Source organism: Acinetobacter sp. Tr-809 (genome assembly GCF_011753255.1).
Lineage (GTDB): Bacteria > Pseudomonadota > Gammaproteobacteria > Pseudomonadales > Moraxellaceae > Acinetobacter.
The window spans coordinates 284,024-309,036 of the sequence record NZ_VWVZ01000006.1; the positions used below are offsets into that span (position 1 = coordinate 284,024).

Annotated in this window: 28 protein-coding genes and 1 pseudogene; 15 read left to right on the top strand and 14 right to left on the bottom strand. The window is 41.1% G+C overall.

Annotation, left to right across the window (positions count from 1 at the left end; all coding sequences use genetic code 11):
* Window positions 1-23: 23 nt before the first annotated feature.
* From topA to F3J02_RS15005, 6 genes and pseudogenes are all read left to right on the top strand, one after another.
* Window positions 24-2,663, top strand: a complete 2,640-nt coding sequence (topA, locus tag F3J02_RS14980) for a type I DNA topoisomerase (RefSeq protein WP_167250524.1) — start codon at window positions 24-26, stop codon at window positions 2,661-2,663.
* Window positions 2,664-2,754: 91 nt separating this feature from the next.
* A pseudogene (locus F3J02_RS14985) lies at window positions 2,755-3,512 on the top strand (hypothetical protein).
* Window positions 3,513-3,690: 178 nt separating this feature from the next.
* A complete protein-coding gene (locus F3J02_RS14990; RefSeq protein ID WP_032864881.1) occupies window positions 3,691-4,263 on the top strand; it encodes an HdeD family acid-resistance protein in 573 nt (190 codons plus the stop codon).
* Window positions 4,264-4,381: 118 nt separating this feature from the next.
* A complete protein-coding gene (locus F3J02_RS14995) occupies window positions 4,382-6,361 on the top strand; it encodes an ATP-dependent helicase (RefSeq protein WP_167250526.1) in 1,980 nt (659 codons plus the stop codon).
* 64 nt (window positions 6,362-6,425) lie between these two features.
* Window positions 6,426-6,671, top strand: coding sequence for an RNA recognition motif domain-containing protein (locus tag F3J02_RS15000; RefSeq protein WP_004802550.1), 246 nt, complete (start codon window positions 6,426-6,428; stop codon window positions 6,669-6,671).
* Between the two features lie 6 nt (window positions 6,672-6,677).
* Window positions 6,678-7,040 (top strand): ASCH domain-containing protein, encoded by a 363-nt coding sequence (locus F3J02_RS15005; RefSeq protein WP_167250528.1) that lies wholly within the window; start codon window positions 6,678-6,680, stop codon window positions 7,038-7,040.
* An 11-nt stretch (window positions 7,041-7,051) separates the two neighbouring features.
* Here the strand turns inward: F3J02_RS15005 and F3J02_RS15010 are convergent, their stop codons facing one another.
* Window positions 7,052-7,396: an EF-hand domain-containing protein gene (locus tag F3J02_RS15010; RefSeq protein WP_167250530.1), complete on the bottom strand. Its 345-nt coding sequence runs from the start codon at window positions 7,394-7,396 to the stop codon at window positions 7,052-7,054.
* An 84-nt stretch (window positions 7,397-7,480) separates the two neighbouring features.
* Between F3J02_RS15010 and F3J02_RS15015 the strand changes: the two genes are divergently transcribed.
* Both F3J02_RS15015 and F3J02_RS15020 read left to right on the top strand, forming a co-directional pair.
* Window positions 7,481-7,984, top strand: a complete 504-nt coding sequence (locus F3J02_RS15015; RefSeq protein WP_004655987.1) for a DUF6586 family protein — start codon at window positions 7,481-7,483, stop codon at window positions 7,982-7,984.
* Window positions 7,985-8,087: 103 nt separating this feature from the next.
* Window positions 8,088-8,366: a hypothetical protein gene (locus F3J02_RS15020; RefSeq protein ID WP_167250532.1), complete on the top strand. Its 279-nt coding sequence runs from the start codon at window positions 8,088-8,090 to the stop codon at window positions 8,364-8,366.
* A 55-nt stretch (window positions 8,367-8,421) separates the two neighbouring features.
* Here the strand turns inward: F3J02_RS15020 and F3J02_RS15025 are convergent, their stop codons facing one another.
* The 4 genes from F3J02_RS15025 to F3J02_RS15040 all read right to left on the bottom strand — a co-directional run bounded on the left by F3J02_RS15025 (window position 8,422) and on the right by F3J02_RS15040 (window position 12,391).
* Entirely contained in the window at window positions 8,422-10,137 is a 1,716-nt protein-coding gene (locus tag F3J02_RS15025) for a cation:proton antiporter (protein WP_167250534.1), read from the bottom strand.
* A gap of 226 nt (window positions 10,138-10,363) precedes the next feature.
* Window positions 10,364-10,519: a 50S ribosomal protein L33 gene (rpmG, locus tag F3J02_RS15030; RefSeq protein WP_003654787.1), complete on the bottom strand. Its 156-nt coding sequence runs from the start codon at window positions 10,517-10,519 to the stop codon at window positions 10,364-10,366.
* Window positions 10,520-10,531: 12 nt separating this feature from the next.
* Entirely contained in the window at window positions 10,532-10,768 is a 237-nt protein-coding gene (rpmB, locus tag F3J02_RS15035; protein WP_004649871.1) for a 50S ribosomal protein L28, read from the bottom strand.
* A gap of 168 nt (window positions 10,769-10,936) precedes the next feature.
* Window positions 10,937-12,391: a coniferyl aldehyde dehydrogenase gene (locus F3J02_RS15040; protein ID WP_167250536.1), complete on the bottom strand. Its 1,455-nt coding sequence runs from the start codon at window positions 12,389-12,391 to the stop codon at window positions 10,937-10,939.
* A gap of 121 nt (window positions 12,392-12,512) precedes the next feature.
* Between F3J02_RS15040 and F3J02_RS15045 the strand changes: the two genes are divergently transcribed.
* The 5 genes from F3J02_RS15045 (at window position 12,513) to F3J02_RS15065 (ending at window position 16,191) form a co-directional block, all read left to right on the top strand.
* Window positions 12,513-13,211, top strand: a complete 699-nt coding sequence (locus F3J02_RS15045; RefSeq protein ID WP_004655980.1) for a TetR/AcrR family transcriptional regulator — start codon at window positions 12,513-12,515, stop codon at window positions 13,209-13,211.
* An 88-nt stretch (window positions 13,212-13,299) separates the two neighbouring features.
* Window positions 13,300-14,163 (top strand): formyltetrahydrofolate deformylase, encoded by an 864-nt coding sequence (gene purU, locus F3J02_RS15050; RefSeq protein ID WP_004802565.1) that lies wholly within the window; start codon window positions 13,300-13,302, stop codon window positions 14,161-14,163.
* A 209-nt stretch (window positions 14,164-14,372) separates the two neighbouring features.
* Window positions 14,373-15,122, top strand: a complete 750-nt coding sequence (locus tag F3J02_RS15055; RefSeq protein ID WP_216076284.1) for an energy transducer TonB — start codon at window positions 14,373-14,375, stop codon at window positions 15,120-15,122.
* A gap of 42 nt (window positions 15,123-15,164) precedes the next feature.
* The gene (locus F3J02_RS15060) at window positions 15,165-15,785 is read left to right on the top strand and encodes a MotA/TolQ/ExbB proton channel family protein (RefSeq protein ID WP_167250538.1); all 621 of its coding nucleotides are present in this window, start codon (window positions 15,165-15,167) and stop codon (window positions 15,783-15,785) included.
* A 1-nt stretch (window position 15,786) separates the two neighbouring features.
* The gene (locus F3J02_RS15065; RefSeq protein ID WP_167250539.1) at window positions 15,787-16,191 is read left to right on the top strand and encodes an ExbD/TolR family protein; all 405 of its coding nucleotides are present in this window, start codon (window positions 15,787-15,789) and stop codon (window positions 16,189-16,191) included.
* A gap of 51 nt (window positions 16,192-16,242) precedes the next feature.
* Here F3J02_RS15065 and msrA read toward each other — a convergent pair whose 3' ends face one another.
* The 5 genes from msrA to thyA form a co-directional block, all read right to left on the bottom strand.
* Window positions 16,243-16,767 (bottom strand): peptide-methionine (S)-S-oxide reductase MsrA, encoded by a 525-nt coding sequence (gene msrA, locus F3J02_RS15070; RefSeq protein WP_167250541.1) that lies wholly within the window; start codon window positions 16,765-16,767, stop codon window positions 16,243-16,245.
* A gap of 106 nt (window positions 16,768-16,873) precedes the next feature.
* Entirely contained in the window at window positions 16,874-17,350 is a 477-nt protein-coding gene (locus tag F3J02_RS15075; protein WP_167250542.1) for an META domain-containing protein, read from the bottom strand.
* Between the two features lie 126 nt (window positions 17,351-17,476).
* Window positions 17,477-18,532 carry a DUF4105 domain-containing protein gene (locus F3J02_RS15080; RefSeq protein WP_167250544.1) on the bottom strand — a complete coding sequence of 352 codons (1,056 nt, stop codon included), beginning with the start codon at window positions 18,530-18,532 and terminating at the stop codon, window positions 17,477-17,479.
* Between the two features lie 18 nt (window positions 18,533-18,550).
* Window positions 18,551-19,060 (bottom strand): dihydrofolate reductase, encoded by a 510-nt coding sequence (locus F3J02_RS15085; RefSeq protein ID WP_167250546.1) that lies wholly within the window; start codon window positions 19,058-19,060, stop codon window positions 18,551-18,553.
* 25 nt (window positions 19,061-19,085) lie between these two features.
* Entirely contained in the window at window positions 19,086-19,928 is an 843-nt protein-coding gene (gene thyA, locus F3J02_RS15090) for a thymidylate synthase (RefSeq protein WP_167250548.1), read from the bottom strand.
* A 172-nt stretch (window positions 19,929-20,100) separates the two neighbouring features.
* Here thyA and F3J02_RS15095 point away from each other — a divergent pair, with 172 nt between their 5' ends.
* Window positions 20,101-20,925, top strand: a complete 825-nt coding sequence (locus tag F3J02_RS15095) for a YwqG family protein (protein WP_167250550.1) — start codon at window positions 20,101-20,103, stop codon at window positions 20,923-20,925.
* 50 nt (window positions 20,926-20,975) lie between these two features.
* On the opposite strand, the gene F3J02_RS15100 is transcribed toward F3J02_RS15095, so the two are convergent.
* From F3J02_RS15100 to F3J02_RS15110, 3 genes are all read right to left on the bottom strand, one after another.
* Complete coding sequence (locus F3J02_RS15100) at window positions 20,976-21,551, bottom strand: xanthine phosphoribosyltransferase (RefSeq protein ID WP_004655958.1); 576 nt, start codon at window positions 21,549-21,551, stop codon at window positions 20,976-20,978.
* A gap of 88 nt (window positions 21,552-21,639) precedes the next feature.
* Window positions 21,640-22,344, bottom strand: a complete 705-nt coding sequence (locus F3J02_RS15105) for a DUF3108 domain-containing protein (RefSeq protein WP_167250552.1) — start codon at window positions 22,342-22,344, stop codon at window positions 21,640-21,642.
* Between the two features lie 194 nt (window positions 22,345-22,538).
* Complete coding sequence (locus F3J02_RS15110) at window positions 22,539-23,219, bottom strand: hypothetical protein (protein WP_167250554.1); 681 nt, start codon at window positions 23,217-23,219, stop codon at window positions 22,539-22,541.
* Window positions 23,220-23,461: 242 nt separating this feature from the next.
* On the opposite strand from F3J02_RS15110, the gene F3J02_RS15115 reads away from it, so the two are divergent.
* Window positions 23,462-24,349 carry an energy transducer TonB gene (locus F3J02_RS15115; RefSeq protein ID WP_167250601.1) on the top strand — a complete coding sequence of 296 codons (888 nt, stop codon included), beginning with the start codon at window positions 23,462-23,464 and terminating at the stop codon, window positions 24,347-24,349.
* Between the two features lie 361 nt (window positions 24,350-24,710).
* Here the strand turns inward: F3J02_RS15115 and F3J02_RS15120 are convergent, their stop codons facing one another.
* On the bottom strand, window positions 24,711-25,010 hold the full coding sequence (locus tag F3J02_RS15120) for an antibiotic biosynthesis monooxygenase family protein (RefSeq protein WP_167250556.1): 300 nt from the start codon (window positions 25,008-25,010) through the stop codon (window positions 24,711-24,713).
* Window positions 25,011-25,013 lie beyond the last annotated feature (3 nt).

Below are 25,013 nucleotides of genomic sequence, written 5' to 3' on the forward strand. Positions count from 1 at the left end.
GATCATAGGAAAAACGATTTATTATGGCGAATACTCCACGCTCTGCTTCAGAAAGCACAGCAGCTTCCGCATCTGCTGCAAAGAAACGTGCCTTAGTGATTGTGGAGTCGCCTGCAAAAGCGAAAACAATTAATAAATATTTGGGTTCACAATATGTAGTGAAGTCATCGGTCGGTCATGTGCGTGATTTACCGACAGGAGGCGGGGCGAAATCCACTGAAAAGAAGCCTGCAACCCGTGCCAAATTAACGGATCAACAGAAAGCCGAAAAAGCACAGTCTGCACTGATCAATCGTATGGGTGTCGATCCCGAGCATGACTGGATCGCACATTATGAAGTGCTCCCAGGCAAAGAACATGTGGTTGCCGAACTAAAAAAACTCGCCAAAGATGCAGATGCAATCTATCTCGCAACGGATTTGGATAGAGAAGGGGAAGCAATTGCTTGGCATTTAAGAGAAGTGATTGGTGGCGATGATAGTCGCTACCATCGTGTGGTCTTTAATGAAATTACCAAAAATGCCATTCAGGAAGCCTTTAAACAGCCAACACGACTTGATTTAAACCGTGTTAATGCTCAACAGGCGCGTCGTTTCCTCGACCGTGTAGTGGGCTTTATGGTGTCGCCATTACTGTGGGAAAAAATTGCCCGTGGTTTATCAGCAGGACGTGTGCAATCCGTTGCTGTGAAACTGGTGGTTGAACGTGAACGTGAAATTCGTGCATTTATTCCAGAAGAATACTGGCAAGTTTTTGCAGATACCATTTCAAAGAAAGAAGACATTCGTCTTGAAGCGGTTAAGCAAGCGGGTAAAACACTCAAGCTTAAAAATAAAGCTGAAACGGATGCCTTACTCAGCGTATTAAAAGATGCTGAATATAAAGTGGCGTTGCGTGAAGATAAACCAACCAAAGTTAATCCGAGCGCTCCGTATATCACTTCAACTTTACAACAAGCAGCGAGTACGCGGTTAGGTTTTTCTGTGAAGAAAACCATGATGCTGGCGCAGCGCTTGTATGAAGGTGGTTTTATTACCTATATGCGTACAGACTCCACCTTTTTGAGTGATGACGCTGTGAATATGGTGCGTAACCATATTCAACAAAATTTTGGTGAAAAATATGTCCCTGCCAAGCCAAATCGCTATGGCAATAAAGCGGGTGCACAAGAAGCCCACGAAGCAATTCGTCCTTCTGATGTAGGTTTGACGGGTGATAAACTCGCAGGTGTAGAACGTGATGCACAGCGTTTATATGATTTGATTTGGCGTCAATTTGTTGCCTGTCAAATGACACCAGCAGAATATTTATCTTCAACATTGACTGTTGAAGCATCAAATGTTGAGTTAAAGGCGAAAGGTCGTACACTGGTATTTGATGGTTTTACCCGTGTTCGTGGTGCCAATAAATCTGATGATGATATTTTATTGCCTGCGGTGAAAGTCGGTGAAGTACTTAAGTTAGAAAAACTTGATCCGAGTCAACATTTTACCAAGCCACCTGCACGCTTTACTGAAGCGTCTTTGGTGAAAGAATTAGAGAAAAAAGGGATTGGTCGTCCATCGACTTATGCTGCGATTATTTCGACTATTCAAGAACGCGGTTATGTAAAACTGGAAAATCGTCGTCTCTTTGCAGAGAAGATGGGTGAGATCGTTACAGACCGTTTGGATGAAAGTTTTAATAACCTGATGAATTATGCTTTTACCGCTGATTTAGAAGGTCAATTAGACCGTGTTGCAATGGGTGAGCGTAATTGGAAAGAGTTACTGGATACCTTCTACGGTGATTTCAAGAAACGTTTGACCAATGCACAGGGTGAAAGCGGCATGCGCCGTAATCAGCCAGTCGAAGTTGCCGATGTATCATGTCCTGAATGTTCGCGTCCAATGCAAGTTCGTACCGGAACAACAGGTGTATTCTTGGGTTGCTCAGGTTATAACTTGCCGCCGAAAGAGCGCTGTAAAGGCACACTCAACTTAACACCAGTCGAGTCTTTAGCAGCTTTGTCGGATGATGATGGTGCTGAAACCGCTGATTTGATGTCGAAACACCGTTGTCCTAAATGCGGTACAGCAATGGATAGCTATGTGGTCGATGGTGGTCGTAAATTGCATGTCTGTGGTAATAACCCAGATTGTGATGGTTACGAAGTCGAGGAAGGCGAATTCAAGATTAAGGGCTATGATGGTCCAACCATTCCATGTGATAAATGTGATGGTGAAATGCAGTTAAAGACAGGTCGTTTTGGTCCGTACTTTGCCTGCTCAAGCTGTGACAATACCCGTAAAGTATTAAAGAGCGGTCAACCAGCGCCACCGCGTGTTGATCCAATCAAAATGGAACACTTACGTTCAGCCAAGCATGATGATTTCTTCGTGTTACGTGATGGCGCGGCAGGTTTATTCTTAGCAGCCAGCAAATTCCCGAAAATTCGTGAAACACGTGCACCGAAAGTGGCTGAATTACGCAGTGTTGCTGAGCAGCTTGATCCGAAATACCAGTTCTTGTTAGAAGCTCCAGATGTCGATCCAGAAGGTAATCCAACGGTAGTGAAATTCAGCCGTAAGAACCAAGCACAGTATGTAGGTTCTGAGACAGCGGAAGGGAAACAAACCAAGTGGAGTCTGGTTTTCCAAAATGGAAAATGGGTAGAAGCTTAGTTATTTAAGTGTTAAGAAAATGCTGGCAATTGCTGGCATTTTTTATTGAGTAAAGAAAAATAATAATGACTTTTGGTTGGGGACGAAGTTCATGTGGAAAAATATCCGAGTCGCTTGTTTACTCCTGGTATTGTTGATCGTTGCGATCAATGCTTATCGTGATCAAAATCAGGATTGGAATCAGCCGATTAATGTATTGTTGCATCCGATTAATGCCGATGGGCTGCCTACAACACAGCAATATATTCAACAATTGCAGCAAGATGATTTTGCTGAGGTGAAGCAGTATCTGGAAAAAAATAGCCAGCAATATCGAGGGCAAAGCAGCTACTTTATGGTTCAAATCGGACGGGAATTGCAGCAAGCACCACCGAAGATGTCTGAACAGCCGAGTATTCTGAATAATATTCTGTGGAGTCTAAAATTCCGATTCTATGCATGGAAGCAGCATCAATCCTCAGATGGTTCGCCGAGTTTAACTCTATATCTGAATTTCTATGATCCGAAGCAAACACGTGAGTTAAAACACTCGACTGCATTGGAGCGTGGACGTATTGGTTCAGTCAATTTATTTGCATCAGCAAAACAAGCAGAACAGAACAATGTGGTATTGGTACATGAGTTATTGCATGGTTTTGGCGCGACCGATAAATATAATTTAAGCAATGGTGAACCTATTTTCCCGATTGGCTATGCACAGGCAGATAAACAGCCGCTCTATCCACAAACCGAAGCTGAAATTATGGGGGGCGTATTCCTCTCTCGGAGCACAAAAGTAAAATGCCAAACAGTTTAGAGCAGACGGTAATAAGTGTACTCACCGCACAAGAAATAGGTTGGGTCAAATAAATTGTGGATAAGTTTCGACTTATCCATATCTCTAAAAATAATAATTCAACTGAAAAAAGATCAGTTTAAACATCAATTTTCTGACATTCCGTCATTAATTCTCAACATGCCTTATACAGAACTCAGCGAAAAACACGATCAATATAGAGATATAACATTGATGATAAAAGAGTAAATAATGATGAAAACAGTGGGTAACGATCTGATTCGCAATCAGCTGCATGCTGATCGTAAATGGTATCTGTTATTGGGCGTATTATTGGTTGTTTTTGGCTTAGTTCTTTTGGCCGCCTTACCATTTGCTACATTATCAGCAGTATTGCTGTTTGGTGTATTAATGATGTTGGGTGGTATTTTGCATTTTGTTGCCGCATTTATGGTGTTTAAAGGCGGCACACGGTGGTTATGGGCCTTGTTTGGCGTGTTATATCTGGCAGCAGGTTATTTTGCATTTACCACACCCGTAATTACCGCGGTGGTGCTCACCAGTTTCTTAGCTGTGGCATTAATCATTGCTGGGATTATTCGTACAGTAAACGCGTTTATTCTCAGACCTATTTCAGGTTGGGGCTGGGTACTGTTTTCAGGTATCTTGACACTACTAACAGGTATTCTCATTTTATCATCACCAGATTCACCTTTCTGGGTACTTGGTATGTTCCTTGCGATTGATATTCTATTTCAAGGAATTAATTACCTGACTTTTGCTGGTGCCATTAAACAGTTACCACATAGTTCAACCACAGTCTAACGGGTTAGCCTGTGAGCAAGGGCATGTATTTTACATGCTCTTTTTGTTTTTGCAGTCGGAAACATTTCAATGGCTTGAGTCTGCTAAAATAACACTTCGCTTCTAATTGACCGATTGTATGACGCTTGCCAAGCTAATTGATGAACTGAATCCACAACAAAAACAAGCAGCCACAACGACAGCACAGAATTGTCTAGTCTTGGCAGGGGCGGGCTGTGGCAAAACCAAAACCATCGTGGCAAGAGCAGCATACTTAATTGACCAAGGTATGCCAGCACAACAAATTCAGATTTTGACCTTTACTCGACGTTCAGCAAGTGAAATCGTGACACGTGTTGAACAGCATATGGGTGCACAGGCCAAGGGCTTACGCGCTTCAACCTTCCATACTTTTTGTATGTATTTACTACGTCGCAATCCACGTGCTTTTGGGCTAAGTCAGTTCAGTATTATTGATCGAGATGATCAATTGCTGATGTTCCGCTTATTGCGCGGCAAAGATAAGGGCAATGTATTGCCGAAGGCTGCGGAGTTGTGTGATCTGTATTCTTATGCGCGGAATACCAAAGCCAAATTGTCAGATGCATTGGTTGAGCAGTTACCGCAAGCGGTTGAGTATAAAGCTCAAATTGCTGAATTGATGAAAGCCTATGAGCAACGCAAACAAGAGCGTAATTTTCTTGATTATGATGACATCCTATCTATTGTTGCAGTGCATTTGCAAAGTTCACCAGAGTTGGTGAAATGGGTGACAGGTTTCTGCTCTGCTTTGTTAGTTGATGAAATGCAAGATACTAACCCTTTGCAGTGGGCTTTGCTTCAGCCATTAGTTGGCAAAGTAAAACTGTTTTGTGTCGGAGATGATGCACAATCCATTTACGGCTTCCGTGGCGCAGACTTTGAAAATATTCATCACTTTAAAGAACGTGTACCTGATGCCGAAGTAATGACTTTGGAAATGAATTATCGTTCGACCCAAGGTATTTTAGATTTATCCAATTGGCTGCTAGAGCAGAGCCAAATTGGATATGACAAGCATCTACGAGCTTATCGGGGCAAAGGTTTAAAGCCACAATTGCATATCTTGAGCAATGAGTTTGAAGAAGCCAATTGGATTATTCAGGATTTGAATCGTCGTCATATGCAAGGTGCCGCTTGGGCAGAACATATGGTGTTGCTGCGCTCAGGTTTTAGTGGACGCTATTTGGAAGGTGCTTTGATTGCAGCCAATATCCCTTATCGTTTTGTTGGTGGGGTAAAACTGCTTGAATCGGCACATGTTAAAGACGTATTGAGCTTACTTCGGGTTAGCGTTAACCCACAGGATGATTTAGCCTGGATGCGTTTCCTGACGCTTTGGGATGGCGTGGGCGATGTAGGTGCCAGTAAGTTGGCGCAAGAACTGATTCAACTGCCTGATATCGAAGCCCGTTGCCAACGTTTAGAGCGGCATGGCAAAGTACCACAACAGGCGATTTTAATTTTGATGCAACTCGATGTATTACAGCAGCATGTCGAAGCTTGTATTGGCCTCGCACTGGATGCACTGAATGAACAGCTGGAAAATAACTATAAAACTAAAGATTGGTCACGCCGTGTCAAAGACTTTGATTTGGTCAAGCAATTGGCACGTAAACACAGCGCTCTTGGGGAGTTCTTAGAGGAATATGTACTGGATCCAATTTCTATCTCAGAAATTGATAAAACGCCTGACCAAGATTTAGTAACGTTGATTACCATCCATTCTGCTAAGGGTGCTGAACAAAAAGTCTGTTATGTCCCACATGTTTCTCCGAATCAATATCCACATGCCCGTGCACAAGGTGATTTTGATGATGTCGAAGAAGAACGCCGTGTGCTGTATGTGGCCTTAACCCGTGCCGAAGATGAATTGATTTTGACCAAACAGAATTTAAATTTATGGTCACAGGATCAATATGACGAGCTAGGAAGAAAGATCGAAAGTTACTTCCTCAATGATTTACCTCAACATTTAGTTGATGTTCAGATTCATCGAGATATTCCACGTGGATATGGCCAAAGCAATCGTTCTCGTAGCGCTGCAATCAATTTAGGTTTTGGCATTGATTTCGATTAAACTAGCGAGATTCAATTTCTTTTGATTCATTGATTAAACAATGAATCATCTTTTAGGTTTTAGCATGAAAATTTTAGTTCGTAATTTAGACCGTAATGTGACTGATGCGGAAATTCTCGACTTATTCAAAGCATATGGAAAAGTTGAGTCTTGTGTTGTGGTCAAAGACGAAGCAACGGGTAAATCGAAAGGTTTCGGTTTTGTTGAAATGCCAAATCCACGTGAAGCGATTAAAGCAATCAAAGGTTTAAACACTTTAAAAGTAAAAAGCCAAGGCATTCGTGTCAAAGCTGCGGATGACAAAGCTTAATTATCAATGTTAAAGCAATATACGGCTTTATCAATTGTTGCTCCGAGTGCTGAGCGGATTGTACAAGGGCTTAAAACCCTTGAGATTCGCTCATGGCAGCCCGAAATGTTGCCACTGAAAGATGTGGTGATTGTCGAGAATCAAAACTTTCTTTTGAATGATGGGGATGAAGAATCGGGATGGGCTGTGGCTTTGGTCGATATCGAAGCTGTACATGCTTGGCGAGAGGATGAAGTTGAAACCGCTTGTGCATCGGCTTGGACTGAAGGCTATTTGGCTTGGGTCATTCGCAATATTCGTCCGATTGATCCACCGATTCAAGTCATGGCCAAGCGAAAACTCTATCTGCTTGAGTTGGACATTGGATAGCTTATCTACCGTTATTTCCCCCAAGTTGAACCCCAACCCTGACAAGGGTTAGAAAAATAAGTATAAATATTGATGATTTCTTGCTGATCTAAAAGCCCATTATGGTTGAGATCCAACGCTTTGAAGATTTTGATTCGATTCGGATCGATTGTAAGAAGCTGTTTTTGCCAAGCAACGGGTTGGTCTTGTAGCTGGACCAGCTTTTTCCATTCATTTTGATCAATCATTTGATCTCGGTTGAGATCGTAATTGGCATAGAGCTTTTCCCAGTCTAAACCAGCAGGTTCGCAGCTATAAGCGATGGGAATGACCATACAGCATATTAAGCTCAGTATGGCTTGTTGAATATGACGCATGGGTAGGCTCAAAAGATATTGATTTTATCATTAAAGCATTTAATCTTAAGCTATCCAAGCGAAAGGATCTTGAAGGAAAATATTATGTCCCGTGTTGCTCGTTATCATGCTGATCGCACCAATCAAAAACTGTATTTTGCTCGTCTCGCATGTCAACAAGCGGAGCAAACTGAACATATTCAGCAGGCACAAGCTTATCGCGAAGCTGCTGTTTTCCATTTGCATGGTGCAATTTTAGCTTTTTTGCAGGAACTAGTACGTTATTACCGCCTTAATGATTTACAGCCAACCTTTAAGTCGATTGAAGAACATATGGCGGATAAAGGGCAGGTTTCACCTGAGGTTTTAGTTTTGCAGCAATTGGCTAAAGATGGTTTTGTGGCTGAGTTAAAGCGTGCATACCGTATGTGTCAATATGCTCCTGAACCAACAGCACCAGAACCTGAAAATGAAACTTCTTCAAACCTGATTATTAAAGTGACGCAAAGCCCGCAGGCTTGGTTGCCCGATGCTAAAATCCTACGAGAGTGGCACCGTGAACTGAGTCATTTAATTGATGGTTTTCGTAATGAAATGGTGGAGTTCTAAGTCAAATCTTAAACATGACTTGAAATCTTTGCTAACAGTACTTATATAAATAGGACGTGAGCGCAAAATACTTTGCCACCATGTTGAAACATGGAGAAAATTTATGTCAATGCAACAGTTAAAAGAATTATTTGGTAATCAGGAAGCAGTGCTTGAACTGGTTCAACTCGAAGGTGGTGAGCTTGCTTTGCGTAATGCGGGTTCTGATGGTGAGCCTTTAGTCAAAATACAGTTTAGTGACGAGGTAAAAGCTATACTCGGAGACCAAACACCAACTGTCGCACAGCATATGATTCAGGCGGCATTGTTTGGTTTGCTAGAAAAGCAAATGAATCAATGGCAAGCTGAAGTGATTGACGAGCAACCCACTCATTTGAGCTAATCTCCCAAGAAAAAAAGCGTACTTCATGTACGCTTTTTTGTGCCTTTAAAATAATTTAATGGGCTTCGGACTGATGTGCAAGTTCAATCTGGTTGAGAATGTGATGACTCATGTTCTTGGCCATTTCCTCTTTTGCATAGAACACTTCACCAATATTTTCTTCGCGAATCACCACGGCTTCTTCTTTGCTTTCTGCGCAGATGAGTACCTGAATCTCAGGATTGAGTTGTTTAGAAATATCTACAATGCGGTGAATATCCAAAATATCCATCGGTGAAATCACCAATAGACGTGCATGTTGAATATGAGCTTGAATCAGAACATTGGGTTCAGTTGCTTCACCGCTGACAGCAGCAATGCCCTGAGCACGTAACTTCTCAACAATTTCACGATTTTCTTCAGCAATCACCACTTTGATATTCTGCTCCATTAGGTTTTCACTGATCCGACGACCGACGCCCCCATAACCGATAATTACCACCTGATCGCGTAGATAAGCTTGATCTACCTCATCTGGTAACATTGCCAGTGGATCACCACTACGCTCTAATAACCGTGCCAAATGCGAACGCTCACGAATCCAGCGTTGTACAGGTTCAATCGCCGAGAACACGAAAGAGTTCAGGGTAATTGAGAATAATGCACCAGCAAGAATCAGGTTTTGTGCATCAGGCGTCAATAAACCTAATGATAAGCCAAGTGTCGCCAAGATGAAGGAGAACTCACCAATTTGCGCCAAACTGGCGCCTACGGTTAAGGCTGTATTGATTGGGTAGCGGAAGAACAGGACTAAAGCCATTGCAGCTAGCGTTTTGCCAATCATGATAATAGCAACGACGGCTAAAATACGTAATGGTTCTTCAAGCAAGATGCTTGGATCAAACAGCATACCGACTGAAACAAAGAATAAAATCGAGAAGATTTCACGTAAGGGTAGCGTTTCTTCTTCAGCACGATGGCTAAAGTCAGATTCTTTTACCACCATCCCCGCAAAGAATGCACCAAGTGCCATTGATACGCCAAACACGGCATAAGAGCCGTATGCAATCGAAACCGCAGCTGCAACGACAGTCAGTGTAAACAGCTCACGAGAGCCTAGACGTGCCACGAATTGCATGATCATTGGCACAAGTCGTTTACCAATAATCAGCATGAAGGCGATAAAACCTGTGACTTTAAGCAGGGTAATGCCAATGGTCATCCAGATACTTTGTGATGTATCTGTTCCCGGCAGCGCTTGTCCACCGAGTAATACTGCTGTTGCGGGTAAAAGTACCAAGGCTAAAACCATCACAAGGTCTTCAACCAAGAGCCAGCCGACAGCAATTTTTCCATTTACGGAATCAAGTAAGCCACGATCACCCAATGCCTTGAGCAGAACAACAGTACTCGCACAAGACAGACTTAAGCCGAAGATGAGTGCCGAGCCAAAGCTCCAGCCCCAAAACATAGAGACTGCGATCCCGAGTAAGGTTGCTACCGCAATCTGTAAAATTGCTCCAGGTACAGCAATACGACGTACTTGCAGTAAATCTTTGAGGGAGAAATGCATTCCCACACCGAACATGAGGAACATCACCCCGAGTTCAGCCAACTGATTGGCAAGTTGCATATCGCCGACCACGCCAGGCGTATTTGGGCTAATAATAATGCCTGCAACTAAATAACCAATCAAAGGAGGTAGACGTAGACGTGCTGCGATATAGCCAAAAATAAGGGCTATACCAAAACCAACAGCAAGTAATATAATTAAATCAACATCATGTGGCATTGCGGTTCCTTAATCGTTGCGGTTAAGGTAGAAATAAATGAGCATAAAACATGCCAAGAAAACAGCGAATAAATTGTAACAAGTAAAATCGAATTTGTTGATGACAATTTTTTTATTTATCAAAAAAAATCATGTAAACCACAGTTTTATTTCTTTTGCATTATGACCTTTTTTTTAGGCAAAAAAAACGACTTCAAAAGAAGTCGCTTTTTTTAAAGAACTAAAATTATTTAATTTTAGCTTCTTTGAAGATTACGTGTTGACGGATTTTTGGATCAAATTTTTTGATTTCCATTTTTTCCGGCATAGTACGTTTGTTCTTAGTAGTGGTATAGAAATAACCAGTACCAGCTGTAGAAACGAGGCGAATCTTATCACGCATTGTTCAGACTCCTTAGATCTTTTGACCTTGAGCACGGAGATCAGCAACAACTTTCTCGATACCCAATTTATCAATAATACGCATACCTTTAGTAGTTAGACGAAGACGTACAAAACGCTTTTCGCTTTCTAACCAAAAACGGTGGTGGTGCAGGTTCGGCTCGAACCGGCGTTTGGTTTTGTTGTTTGCGTGCGATACGTTGTTACCAACGATTGGACGCTTGCCGGTAACTTGGCAAACCTTAGACATGGTGAACTCCATTGCTAGTTTATATAGCACTGTTTCGTGCAACTAGCCATTCAAGTAAACGGATGAAATCATTCAAGGGGCGTTTTATACCAAAAATACGATTAAAAGACAAGCGAATTTAGTAAAAACAAGGCATGAACTGGTGTGATAGCTCATGCCTTAACCAGCTTAACGAAATAGTGTTTTTAAAAGCAGTTTGTGCGTTGCTTTATTATAAGGCGGTAGGATGAATTTTAAACTGTAAAGTTTAGGGTTGACAGGATTTGACATCATTGACCGTTCATGTGAGAAGCTAAAGAAGCCCTCTTTACCATGATATTTGCCCATACCCGATGCACCAATGCCCCCAAATGGTAGATCATCTTGTGCCACATGCGTTAACACTTGATTGATACCAAAGTGCCCTGAATGGGTACGTCCTGCGACATAGTCTGCACGTGCGCTATCGATATCGAAGTAATAGAAAGCCAATGGACGTGGACGACTATTAATGAATTGCAGCGCATCGTCGATATGATCGTATTCTAAAATAGGCAAAATTGGACCAAAGATCTCATTCTTCATAATTTCCATTTCAGTGGTCACGCCCGTTAATAAGGTCGGCGCAATCTTACGAACTTCAGTTAAAGACTCATGCTTGGCATTCAATTCAACAATCGTGGCACCTTGGTCACGAGCATCTTCTAAATAACCTTGTAGGCGGTTGTATTGCTTGTCATTCACAATAGAGGTGTAGTCGTTATTGTCACGCAAGCTTGGGTACATCGTGGTCACAAAGTCATTGTAGTGCTTGGTGAACTCGGCTGTTTTACCTTTAGGCAAGAACATATAGTCTGGCGCAACACAGGTTTGCCCCGCATTCCAGAGTTTACCCACGGCAATACGTTGTGCCACATCGCGAATATTCATGGCTGAATGAACCAGCGCAGGCGATTTGCCACCTAATTCTAAAATTACTGGAACGAGATTCTCTGCTGCCGCTGCCATCACCGTTTTACCGACAGAGGTTGAGCCTGTGAAGATCATTTTATCAAAAGCAAGATGACTGAATGCATCTGAAATGACGCCACCACCATTCACCACAGCAACTAATTCTTGTGGAAATGCTTCCGAAAGGGCATTTTCAAGCACATAACCAAAATTTGAAGAAGCACTCGAAATTTTGATCATGGTATGGTTACCTGCAGCCAAAGCACAGATTAATGGGCCGACTGAAAGTAATAAAGGGTAGTTCCATGGTGCAATCACCCCGATTACACCCAATGGTTGATATTCTACCCAGCCTTTTGCTGGTTGGTGTAACATGCTGATATGGCGTTTAGATGGTTTCATCCATTCAGTTAAGTTCTTGCTATAGTATTTGATATGTTCTAGACAAGTCAGAACTTCGCCAATTTTGGTTTCCATAATGGCGCGGTTGCCATAATCTTGACTAATTGCGTTAGCAAATTGATCTTGATACTTTATCAAGATGTTTTTAAGTCGAGCTAAGCGTTCAATACGTTCTTTGGCGCTTGGCACAGGATGGCGCTGGTAAGCTGCTTTTTGCTGCTCAAGCAAATCATGTAGCCGTTTCACATCAACATGAGGTGTCATAGCGGTTGTTTTTGTTTGACTGTTCATAGGAGTGGACCAAAAGAAAGCTTATTATTTTTTAATTTTTAGAGTAAATACTCTAAAGTGTCAAGTCGCTTTATAGGTTTGTTTTATAACCTATTGATTATGTTATAGATGGTTAAAATCAATGTCGCACGCTAAACCGAATAAAACAAAAGATCGAATTCTGCAAATCAGTTTGCAGTTGTTTAATGAGCGTGGAGAGCGTTCGGTCACAACCAATCACATCGCGGCTGAACTCGGGATTAGCCCAGGCAACTTGTATTATCATTTCCGTAACAAACAGGAAATTATTAAAGAACTGGCACAGCAATATCAGGCAGAAACTTTGGAGATGTTGGCTTTGCCAACGGATCGTCCATTGAATGCAAATGATAAAATTAGCTATTTTCAAGTACTCAGCAATCAGTTGTGGGCCTATCGTTTTATTCATCGCGATGTCTATCATCTAGTTGAAAATAATGAAGACTTTAGAAAAATTTATCCACGTTTTGCTGGACAGGTGATGCAGCAGGGACAAAAAATCTATCGTGCCTTTGTAGATGCTGGCTTGATGAAAATGACCGATTCAGAGATTGAAGCCCTGATCATCAACTTGTGGATTGTGCTGACTAACTGGACCAACTTCTTATATATGTCAGGTCATATCAGCGATAACAATCGTCTGGAAGAAAAATGGGTTTGGCAAGCATTGCGCCAAATGGTGTTCCTAGAAGGTCCATATTTAATGGGCGAAAGTCGCCAAACCTATGAACAGTTATTGAAATCACTTGGACCATCAGACTTGTTCGCGAGTTTGTCTAATCTTAAAAATGATGACGAATAGATCGTCAGCAGCTATTTAGTCAATAGCAAAAAAGGGTTAGAATGCTCGGCTTGATTTTAATTTGATTCGAATAAGTGATATTAACCAAATGAACACGACTACAGCCCACACAGCGCGATTACTGATTACTTGTGAAGACAAGCCGGGGATCGTGCAAGCCGTATCGAGCTTTTTGTATCATCAGGGAGCAAACATTACCGCACTTGATCAGTACGCAACAGAAGCTCAGGGCGGGCGTTATTTCATGCGTGTTGAATTTGAGATTGATCATTTGCAATCTCGTAAAGAAGCGCTGATGCAGACCTTTGCTGCCAATGTTGCTGAACGTTATGAGATGCAATGGAAGCTTACTTTTGTTGGTGAGTTGAAAAAGGTCGGTATTTTAGTTTCTAAAGTGGACCACGCTTTATTGGAATTGTTATGGCGTCATGCGCGTGGTTCATTGCCATGTGAAATTACCCAAGTTATCTCAAACCATCCAGATTTGCGTGAATCGGTTGAAAACTTTGGTATTCCATTCCATGTTGTTCCAGTCAATAAAGACAATAAAGTTGAGGCTTATGCTCAAATTGATGAAATGATGCAGGGCAATGATCTATTGATCTTGGCGCGTTATATGCAGATTTTGAGTGAAGATTTTGTTGCCAAGTGGGAAATGAAGATCATCAATATTCATCATTCTTTCCTGCCTGCTTTCGTGGGTGCAAATCCATACAAGCAAGCCTATGAGAAAGGGGTGAAGCTGATTGGTGCAACCGCGCATTACGTGACAGCTGATCTTGATCAAGGCCCAATCATTGAGCAAGATGTTGAACGTGTTAGCCATGACTACAACGTAGAGCAGTTACGCGAGTTAGGCGAAGACGTTGAACGTAACGTATTGGCACGTGCAGTAAAATGGCATTTAGAAGACCGTATTATTGTTGATGGAAACAAAACAGTGGTGTTCTAATCCATCACTTTGTTTCAGTATGTAAAGAGAACATGTCGAAAGGCATGTTTTTTTATATTTATTTTTCAATGGTTAGTGAATATACAATAAAAAAACAGTTGCAAATGAAAACACTTCTCATTTATTATTACGGCACTTTCATTGTTCTATCCGATGAGTGAAATCGTTTTTTTAAAGGTTTGACCATCTATATTGGTACTTAGATTCTTATGAGTCAATCTCCTGCCACATTCAATACGCCACACCCGATGAAAAAGAAAATCATCACTGCATTAGTTGCCGTTGTGATTGGACATGTAGGAGTTTTGTGGGCGGTTAGCCACATGAAAACGATTGAGTTAAGACCAATCGAAAAAGAACCGCTTAAGGTGAAGTTCGTTAAAATTAAAGAACCACCTAAACCAGAGCCACCTAAACCAAAAGAACAGCCGAAACCTGAACCTAAAAAAGAAGTGAAGGAAGTTAAAGTCGTTGAAAAACCTTTACCTCCACCGAAAAAGATTGAAAAGGTTCAACAGGTAAAAGAGGCGCCAAAACCTGTTCTTCAAAAAACTGAACAAAAGATTGAACCTAAAGTTGAGACCAAAGTCGTTACTACAGTCACTGAAAAAGTGGTTGAAAAACCGCAACCTGTTCAGGAAGTAACGAAACCTCAACCTGCTGCTGATCCATCACCAAAACGTGTATCGATTGGAGGTTCAGGGGTTCAATGGAGTCGTTCACCGAAATTATCTGTTACAGCAAAAGATTTAGATAACCAAACACGCTCAGTGATGGTACTGATTGAAGCTGATGAGAAAGGTAAAATTACCAATGCACGTGTTACACGTAGTAGCGGTATACCGAATCTCGATGAAAAAGTTTTACGCGCTGTAAGAAGTGCGAAATTTAAACCGTATATGGAAAATGGTGTTGCTTACCCGATTCGAGCAGAGCAGCCGTTTGATCTTAGTCCTTAATAAATTTGAGTCCTTGCGACAGATTAAATCAGGAGTTCGTATATGAACTTTTCAGTTTATTGGCAACATGCAGATGCAGTAAGTAAAACACTGTATTTCATCCTTTTAGCAATGTCGATTGCGACGTGGACTATTTTCATTCTGCGCCTATTAGGAACACGCCAATTAAAACAACAAGCTTATACTCAACTTGTTCAAGCTTTGGCTGCACTTAAATCAAAGCTACAGCCTTTATCGTTTGAACAACGTAAAGCTGTCGCTGAGCAAGCATTACTTCGCCAAATCTCTGCTGAAAAATCACAAGCAGAAAAAGGTGTTTCGGTTCTTGGAACAATTGCTTCACTTGCACCGTTTGTGGGTTTATTCGGTACAGTATGGGGGATTTTCCACGCACTTGTAGCAGTAGGTAAAAGTGGTCAAGCTGGTTTAGCTCAAGTCGCAACCCCAGTGGGTGAGGCACTAATCATGACCGGTCTTGGTCTGGCAGTCGCGATTCCTGCGGTTATGGCGTATAACATCTGTGTACGTTTCAATCGTGGCTTGGCGCATGATTTACAAGATCAAGCACATAGCTTGTTAATCGATACCATGTTGCAGCAAGACAGCGCAGCAAAGACTGAAACTAAAGCGACTCAACAAAGTTTAGTTGGAGGTCAAGCTTAAAATGGGCTTTCAATTGGGTGAAGACCACGACAGTGGCATGAATGAGATGAACCTCATTCCTCTGATCGACATTATGTTGGTATTGATGATTATCTTTTTAGTCACAGCAACGGTTGCTAACCCATCAATTCCATTAAGTTTACCAAAAACCACTGCTGAAATTGTAGATCCACCACCAAAAGCGATCACCATTAGTATTAATGACAAAGGTGAAGTGGCTTGGGATGCACAGATTATTAGCTTGGAAGAGCTAGAGAAGCGCTTCCAAGAGGCGGGACAGGCTGCGACTAAACCGACTGTACAGCTACGTGCAGATAAAGAATCAAGATACGACACGGTTGCACAAGTGATGTCTCGTGCCAGCGAAGCAGGCTTAAGTGATATTGCGTTTGTGAGTGAAAACTAAAACAACGTGTTAGAAAGAAAAAAGCAACTCTCAGAGTTGCTTTTTTTACGCCTAGTCTGTTTTGAGGAGGTCGAGATATTTAGCACGTAATTTAGAAAGCTTCGGAGGAATGCTAAAGTTGCAGTAACCTTGTGATGGATTGCGTGCAAAGAAGTTTTGATGATATTCCTCAGCAGGGTAGAAGGTGGGTACTGGACTCAGTTCAGTCACAATATTTAGACCTTCATCGTCCAGATCATGAATAATCTGTTCTGCTTGTTGCTTTTGATCTTCATTAAAATAATAAATCACAGAGCGATACTGCGTGCCAATATCATTACCTTGGCGATTTAAAGTGGTTGGATCATGCGTGGTAAAGAACACATTTAACAATTGCGTATAGCTGATCTGCTGTTCATCAAAATCGATGAGGACAACTTCAGCGTGTTGAGTATTACCTTGGCATACCTGTTCATAGGTTGGGTTTTGGCTAATCCCGCCCGCATAACCACTAACGACTTTTTCTACACCTTTAAGCTGTAGAAATACCGCTTCTACACACCAAAAACATCCACCACCAACGAGTGCTTGTTGCATGAGATTCCCCAATTTTTAATTTTAAGAATGCTACTAAAGTAAACGAAGTATTGAAAAAGTAAAAGCCCGTGTTCGAAACGAGCTTTTACTTTTTTACGATAAGGAATTAAGGAAGTGGTTGAATCACAGTCACAAAACTCACTACAACTTTACCAGAGGTGTCTAATAACTTCAGTTCATGGCCTTTAAGTTCGTAGCTGGTTGTGCTTGCCAATGCGCTTGCATATTGACGAGAGAGTGCGCTGTTGTCTTTACCGATACATGCCATCATTGTTGAGGCAATTGGACCTAAACGTAAGACAGAGCCTTGGCTTTCAAAGCTGCCTTGAATCTGGTTACAACCATCGGCACCGAAGAAGCGTTTGCCTTTCGCATCAAATTGAATCGCAGGGCGCTTGCCAGAAAGATCATTGCTTTTAATCTCCACACCATTGATCTGTGTTGCGATCCAGTTGCGGTTATACAGCCCCGTACTTTCTTTCTGAGATGCATTCGGTGAGGTTTGGAGAGATTCTGTGGTTGCACAACCCGTCATTGCTACGGCAACTGCCAAAGTACAAGAAGCTAAAAAAGGCTTTAACATAAGATTTTAAATCCGAATCATTGTGTTTCTATGCCCGCTATTAAAATAAAACAACGTGGAGCTGAGCAGGATATTCGGTATCCTTTTGTAAATGTTCAGATGTTTTTAATGAAATTAGTGGAAAAATCACTCAGTTTTAGGGAGACCTGTTCGAATGACATCCGAGAAATATTCACTGCTTTGGTTCGATTGTTGCTCATATTGTTCAGCGCGTGGATTGATATGTGCTAAGCGATACCATTCTTTCATACTGTAATTTTGATTGAGCGCTTTCAAATCGTAGAGGTAATTGGGTAAATAACCTGAGGCCAATAAACGGTAATCTTTAGGTAAGCGTTGCGGATTAATCGCTTGAACCATGTCAAAGACCAGTGTGGTGCAGTTACTGGTAAGCGTGTTGTACCATTTGGCTTCTGCACGGAGTTCATCAGCTTTGTGTAGATACTCAATAAATAGAGCTTTACGTTCAGGTGCAGGCATTCTGATCGGGAATAAATAGACCTGTTCATGACGAATATTGCTGCGCGTATAGATCAAATCCTTTTCATCTGACGCGACTAAACTGAGTTCGTATTTACGGAAAAAGCCACCAATTGCAGAAAAGTCTTCACCTTTTTCCTTACGAATTTCAATGGAAAATACGAGTGGCTTTTGATCTGAAAAATCGAAACTGACCAGCGTATGCGCAATTTGTGGGCCCATCCAATAAGAAGTGATGACATTGATGCCCGTAATTTTATTTAGATCAATGCTGCGGTCTTCCCAACGAATGTCATAGCTGCCATCAGCATGCCAATCGAAATTTCGGACATTGTGTAGCTGTACAATATCCCCATTCTTTTCGTAATGGAGCTGTTCTGCAACTTCTGGGTTCCAATCTCGATCTTGTCTTGCATCTAAGGAAAAATACCAGACTAAGGAGCAGGCAAAGGCAACACAGTAAATCATGATATCTGTGCGGCGGCTAAAAAGATGGCCACTGACATAGACGCCAATTAAGCTGAGTGCAAATAAGATCCATAGCACAATGGCTGCACGACTAAAAAAACTACCTAAGGGTTGCTGAATCCATAAAGCCAGACAGAGCCAGATACTTGAAAGGATCACGCACAAGGCAAACAGACTGTGTAAAAGCCCGATGCCTAAAGCGATGAAAAACTCACGTGATCCAATATTCTGCATGACAAGTGCGATCCATTTTTATTTCTGGTAGGTCGCAAACTCAAAACTAACCCCTGATTTCTCATCAGTATGTTGTTCCGAGTGTATTTTGCGAAAGTCAGCGGAGATTTTTGGGTAATGCGCATCGCCTTGAACATCGAGATCAACGTGAGTTAGTTCTAAGCGATCAGCAATAGCGAGCGTTTGGGTAAAAATCTCCCCACCACCAATAATAAATAAGGATGCTTTTTCGGCGTGTTGTGCGTCTGTAAGTGCACCATTGAGTGCATCTTCGATACTGAGAGCGACTTTAACCCCGTCAAAATGCCATTCAGGGTCACGTGTAATCACCCAATTGACACGATTCGGTAGGGTACGTCCCATAGATTCAAGGGTTTTACGCCCCATAATCACCACACCACCTTGGGTAATGGCTTTAAAATGTTTCAGGTCAGCAGAGATATGCCACGGCAACGCATTACCTTTACCGATACAGTGCTTTTTATCCATTGCAACTACGTGGACAACTTCAGTGCCTTGCCATGCCATTTTATATTCTCTCTAACTAATCGATTTAAACTGCAACAGGTGCTTTGATTGCTGGGTGTGATTCATACCCAACAATTTCAATATCTTCAAATTTAAAGTCGAAAATATCAGTGATCTCAGGATTTAGTTTTAATTGACACAATGGTAGCGGCTCACGACTAAGCTGTAATTGCGCTTGTTCAAAGTGATTGGCATATAAATGCGTATCTCCACCAGTCCAGACAAAATCACCTACGCCTAAACCACAGACCTGAGCAATCATATGGGTCAGTAGGGCATAGCTGGCAATATTAAACGGGACACCTAAAAATACATCGGCACTGCGTTGATATAACTGGCATGACAGTTTGTTGTCTTGTACAAAAAACTGGAACAGGGTATGGCAAGGTGGTAATGCCACTTTACCTGCTTCATTTGGGTTCCAGCCTGACACAATCAAGCGACGTGAGTTGGGATTGGTTTTAATTTCATTGATCAACCATTTGATCTGGTCAAATCCATCCTGTTGGTAGCTACCATCTTCATTTTTAGTTGCGCCAAAGTTACGCCATTGGTGACCATAAACTGGACCAAGCTCACTTTCAGGACGGCCAAAACGGGCTGTTTGTTCTGCGGTTGCCCATTCATCCCAAATCGAAACTTTATTGTCTTTAAGATATTGAACGTTGGTATCACCTTTAAGGAACCAAAGTAATTCTATGGCAATAGAGCGAAAATGGACTTTCTTGGTGGTGAGCAGCGGAAAGCCTTTAGAAAGATCAAAGCGCATCTGATGACCAAATACTGAACGTGTACCTGTGCCAGTACGGTCGCCTTTGTCGCCGCCATTGTCGAGGATATGTTGTAAAAGGTCTAAGTAAGTGCGCATCGTGATTCCTAATCGCAAATTTTTATCGGGCTAATCTTATCAGAATTTATGTGATAAATAATGTGGCAATTAAGCGTCATTAGCTGTCGTAGTGCAGACTTTGTTCTCTGTTTAAATTTAGCTGCTTGTTTTATATTACATTCTACAAATAAGTAGAGGGATAAGCAGTAGAATGAATTTTAAACCAGAGACATTGCCGAACAGTGTGCAGCCATATTTAGAAAAAATCTCGGCGACTGTTCTGCCAACCATCACCATGCAACTGACTCCCAGTGATGAATTGACTTTATGGCAAAGTAAAATTGGGGGACAACCTTACTTACCGCTAGATGCGACTTATCCAGTCGACGCTGATGGCAATCCATTAGCTTTGCTAGCACAGTTTAATTTTGCTGAAATTCCAAGTTTGCCCAATTTCCCGGATCAGGGGATTTTACAGTTCTATATCGCTGCCGATGATTTGTACGGGATGAACTTTGATGACCAACAGCAGCAATCGGGCTTTAAAGTGTTGTACTTTGATCAAGTGCTTGAAGATGCATCACAATTAAAACAGGACTTCTCTGAAGTTCAGTTAGGTGAAGATGATTATTTGCCATTTACGGGGCAATACGCGATTGAATTTAGTCTGACTTCTCAGCCAATTAGTCTTGGTGATTTTGCCTTTGCGCCGAAGATTTTAGGCGTCGATGAACTGTATGATTTTGAAGATCAATTTGAAGGTGGTGATTTCGAAGATGATTTTATCGAGCCATATGATGAAGTGGCTTCCGCAAGTGGGCATCGTTTAGGCGGATACCCTTATTTTACTCAGACAGATCCACGTCAATATAATGAAAAGGTGCAGGATTATATTTTACTTTTTCAACTGGATACCGATGATGCTGAAAACGAGATTATGTGGGGCGATTCGGGAGTAGGAAATTTCTTTATTCACCCAGAGGATTTAAAGAAGCGAGATTTCTCTAAGGTGTTGTATAACTGGGACTGTTGTTAAATAAAAAAGGCGGATGAGTTTTCATCCGCCTTTTCTCTAGGTTTTAAATCTTACTCAGTAACAAAAGTAACTTTGCCATCTTCTAAAGATTTAACACGCGCTAACGACTCAACGCGGTAGCCTTTCTCAAGCAATACATCACGGCCAGGTTGGAATGATTTTTCAATCACGATACCAACACCGACAACTTCAGCTTTTGCTTGATGAATTAAGTCAATTAGACCTAACGCAGCTTGACCATTGGCCAAGAAGTCATCAATTACAAGTGCTTTGTCACTTGAACTAATGTGCTTGTTTGAAATCGCAATGGTACTTTCAGTCTGTTTGGTAAACGAGAACACTTTAGAACGATAAAGATCGTCTTTCAGTGTTAATGATTGATATTTGCGCGCAAAAATAACAGGAACGCCAAGTTCTAAACCTGCCATGATTGCAGGTGCAATACCCGAAGCTTCGATGGTAATAATCTTAGTAATACCAGCATCTTTAAAGCGAGCGGCAAATTCTTTACCAATCAGCTGCATTAACACAGGATCGATTTGGTGGTTTAAGAAAGCATCAACTTTCAAAACCTGATCAGATAGAACGATACCTTCATTTAAGATTTTCTGTTCTAAAGCGTACACGGGAGAATCCTCTAAACGGATGCTTGTTCAAGCAAAGGCATATTTTAAAAAGCATCTAAAAAAATGCAAGCCAAAATTGACCAGATGCTTAGTTTGTTTTACCTGAATAACCCGTTAATAACAGACCATATGATGATTTTCCATCATTATGTGCCATTTTCACTGGTAAGTAATCCAATTTTGGAGCTAACCAGAACACGGTATTACGCTCAGCTTTATCGTGTTGCATCACGACTTTGATCGTATTGAATGTGCCATAAGGGGTTTTGACACTTTCGTTTCCTTGTTTCACAAAACGACGTTCATCCAATGCTTTCGCATCTGCAATGAGATATTTGGTTTTTAGTGAATTGTTTTTTAAATCCTCTCGGATTTGCAATTCAGCATTGAGTTCATCCAATGCACCTGCTTGCCATGCAAATGAGTTAGACGTCTTATCTTTTTGAGTATTCACAACTTTACTGCTTGGGTTGAAATCGATACTCATTGTGTTGTTGTGAATCAAAATTTTACTGCTACGGCTAAATTTTTGTGAGTTAATTTTACTATTCACAAATTCAAATTGGCTGGTTTCAGATGCGGATGCGATTGCACCCGCTTTGGCACTGAATTGATAAGTCCAGTTATTGCCTTGTTGTGAAAGGGTACGTGTGGCAGAACCTAAGTTTTTATTGTTGTAGCTAAACTGATAACTCGCCTGAAAAGGTGCCATTGCCAGCGCATGACTAGATAAGCTAACACTTAGAAGCGTAGCTGCCGTAATACCTAGTACTTTCAATAATTGCTTTGTCATAACACTATATCCTTTGAGTGATGCAATCAGTCATCACTCATTTATCTTTACCATTCAATAAATCTATTATGCTCGTAGATTATGAAGAAAAGATCAGGCTTTTTATGAGGTACTTGTTAATTTTTCGTATAAATCATGAAGATATATATTTCAATGATATATCGTGAGAACGGGTAGGCCACAATGGCGAGTGGCTATCTTTTACCGTCTTTTTGTTGAATTGGCGTGACTGCGCTATCGTTAACATTATCTTCATCAAAGTCATCATCATTGGAAGGCGATAAAATTGCAGCAAGATTGACATTGCCCCAAACAATTAGCTCCGCAGGGCGGACACGAGCGCGATTGACATGCACTTTACTCAAGGTTTCGATAATGCTGGCCTTTTTGCCTAACCAGCGGTTTAAATCAAGATAAAGTAAATCATCTTGGACTTTGACCACTTCAAAATGCTCTAGGATTTTGCCGAGTGGATCTTCTTCACGGAATTTTTGGTAATACCAGATTGCGATATAAAAGCCCCATTTTTGAAAAATGTTTTTAAACTTGGCTTCAATCACTTGGGTGTTACTGATTTGCTCGAATACCATTAATTGTACATTTTGATTCATTTCCATTTGAATCAATTTTAAATCAACTGATAAGGTGGTATGCAGACCTTTGACATCGAGGGTCGTGTATAAGCGTAACCAACCATCATAAAGATCGGCATGCAGGTCTTGCATGATGCCAACATTTTCGGTGACATAACGTTCCATGGTGGCATTCACAAATACTTGTGAAAGTGAAAATTCTCTTTCTTCTTCGATGAATTCTTCTGCTTTTTGGTAAACTTTACGTAGACGTTTAACAACAGATGAAATTAGCGTTTGCATAAAAGTTGTTCCAGAAAGTGAATTGATGAGTAAAGCAATGCCACGATCTTTGTATTCACTAAAAAATAAAAATAAATTTCTGACTTGCAGTGTAGCAAAATTAATTGCTACATTTTCATAAAATGATGGTATGGAAACACTGTAACTATAAGTGGATCACATTTTTGTAAAAATTTGAATATTGGTTGGGTTTTTATACGGTGCTGCCGTTGGGGATGGGACATTTTTGTCACTTAAATGCCATGTTGAATAAAATAAATTTTCGTTCAGAACTGCCTCCTTATTGGTGGCAAGACCCTATCTTTGTTGGGGCTGTAGCTTTAGCGATGTTGCTGCATGGCGCTGTACTGGCTATTCAATTTACGATGCCGTCGCCATCTGATACTTCAACCAAAGAAATAGCTGTCACTGTTCGACCAAGCCAGGAAAAAGTTAAAGACGCAGATTTTTTGGCACAAGCTGATCAACAAGGTTCTGGTGAGTTTCGTGAAGCACATCGGATGTCGAGTGATATGCCTTCCCCAATGCAGACAGATGCCACTACAGGTGAAAAAGAGTTAGATAGTCTAGAAAAAATTCAGCAAAAACGAGAATTAAAATTTGAAGAAAAGGTTCTAATGACTGTTTTAAGCTGGCAAAAGCAAGCAGAACAGAGTGAACGGAAAAAGACTCTAGATGACCTACAAAGCCAATTTCAAGCTAAAGCGGCGATGGTCGCAAGCTTAGAAGCACAATATTTGCAACGCCAACAAAACTTTAGCCGCAAACAACGCATTAAAACGGTCGATGGTATTCAGGCTAAACAAGATGCATCAGCTGCTTATCTGGATAAGTTTCGTCAAAAAGTCGAGTTATACGGGAACCGCTATTATCCTGATGAGGCCAAACAACAACGATTGGCAGGGGAAGTTCGTCTAATGGTGATTTTAAATGCAGAAGGTGGAATTCGAGCAATCCGTTTAATTGAAAGTTCTGGGCATGCAATTTTAGATGAAGCAGCTAAAGCATCAGTGCGCCGTGGTGCACCATTTGGACCTTTTGATGCCAAGATGAAAAAGGATATTTCTGAGTTACGCATCATTCGTACATGGCGTTTTGATCCTGTCGATGCTGAATTTGAAGTACACTAATTAAGGTGTACTTCTTATAATAAAATAATGATGTACAAGATAAGAATTAAATATTGGTGAAAATCATAAATATATTTCCTATCAATCTAGATTTAAACTCAAATAAAACAGTCAGTTGAATTTATTTCTTGAAACTTGAATTGATAATAAAAATGATCACCATTTAACCTGTGTTTTTATTAACTCTCATTTATTTGATAAAGAGTACTATGGAATTTTCCCAGCATATGGCCAAACGACATGGGGAAAGCCACGTAATGCAACTTTAGCTTTACGCTACCAATTCTAATTCTCTTGAGATATAAAAAACGGCTGAATTCAGCCGTTTTTTTATTGAAGATGTGGATAAGTTTTGAGTTATTCACAAGCCATTTTGATTCGAATAAGCTCGTTCAACTTTGCAGATTTCGACGCTAAAGTCTCGATACCATTTTTCTTTACCTAAACGCTGAGCAACCAGATGTTCTGCATCGCGTTGCCAAAGTTTAATATCGTCTAGACTGTTCCAGTAGGACAGCGCTATTTCAAAACCATTTTCGCTACACGCTTCAAATTTGACACAGTTAAATTGACTCAAGGCTTTATTTCTCAGCATTTGTGCCATTTCTGAGTAAGTTGCATCAAGTTGTTTGATCGTGGCTTTAAAAATAACGATATACATAGG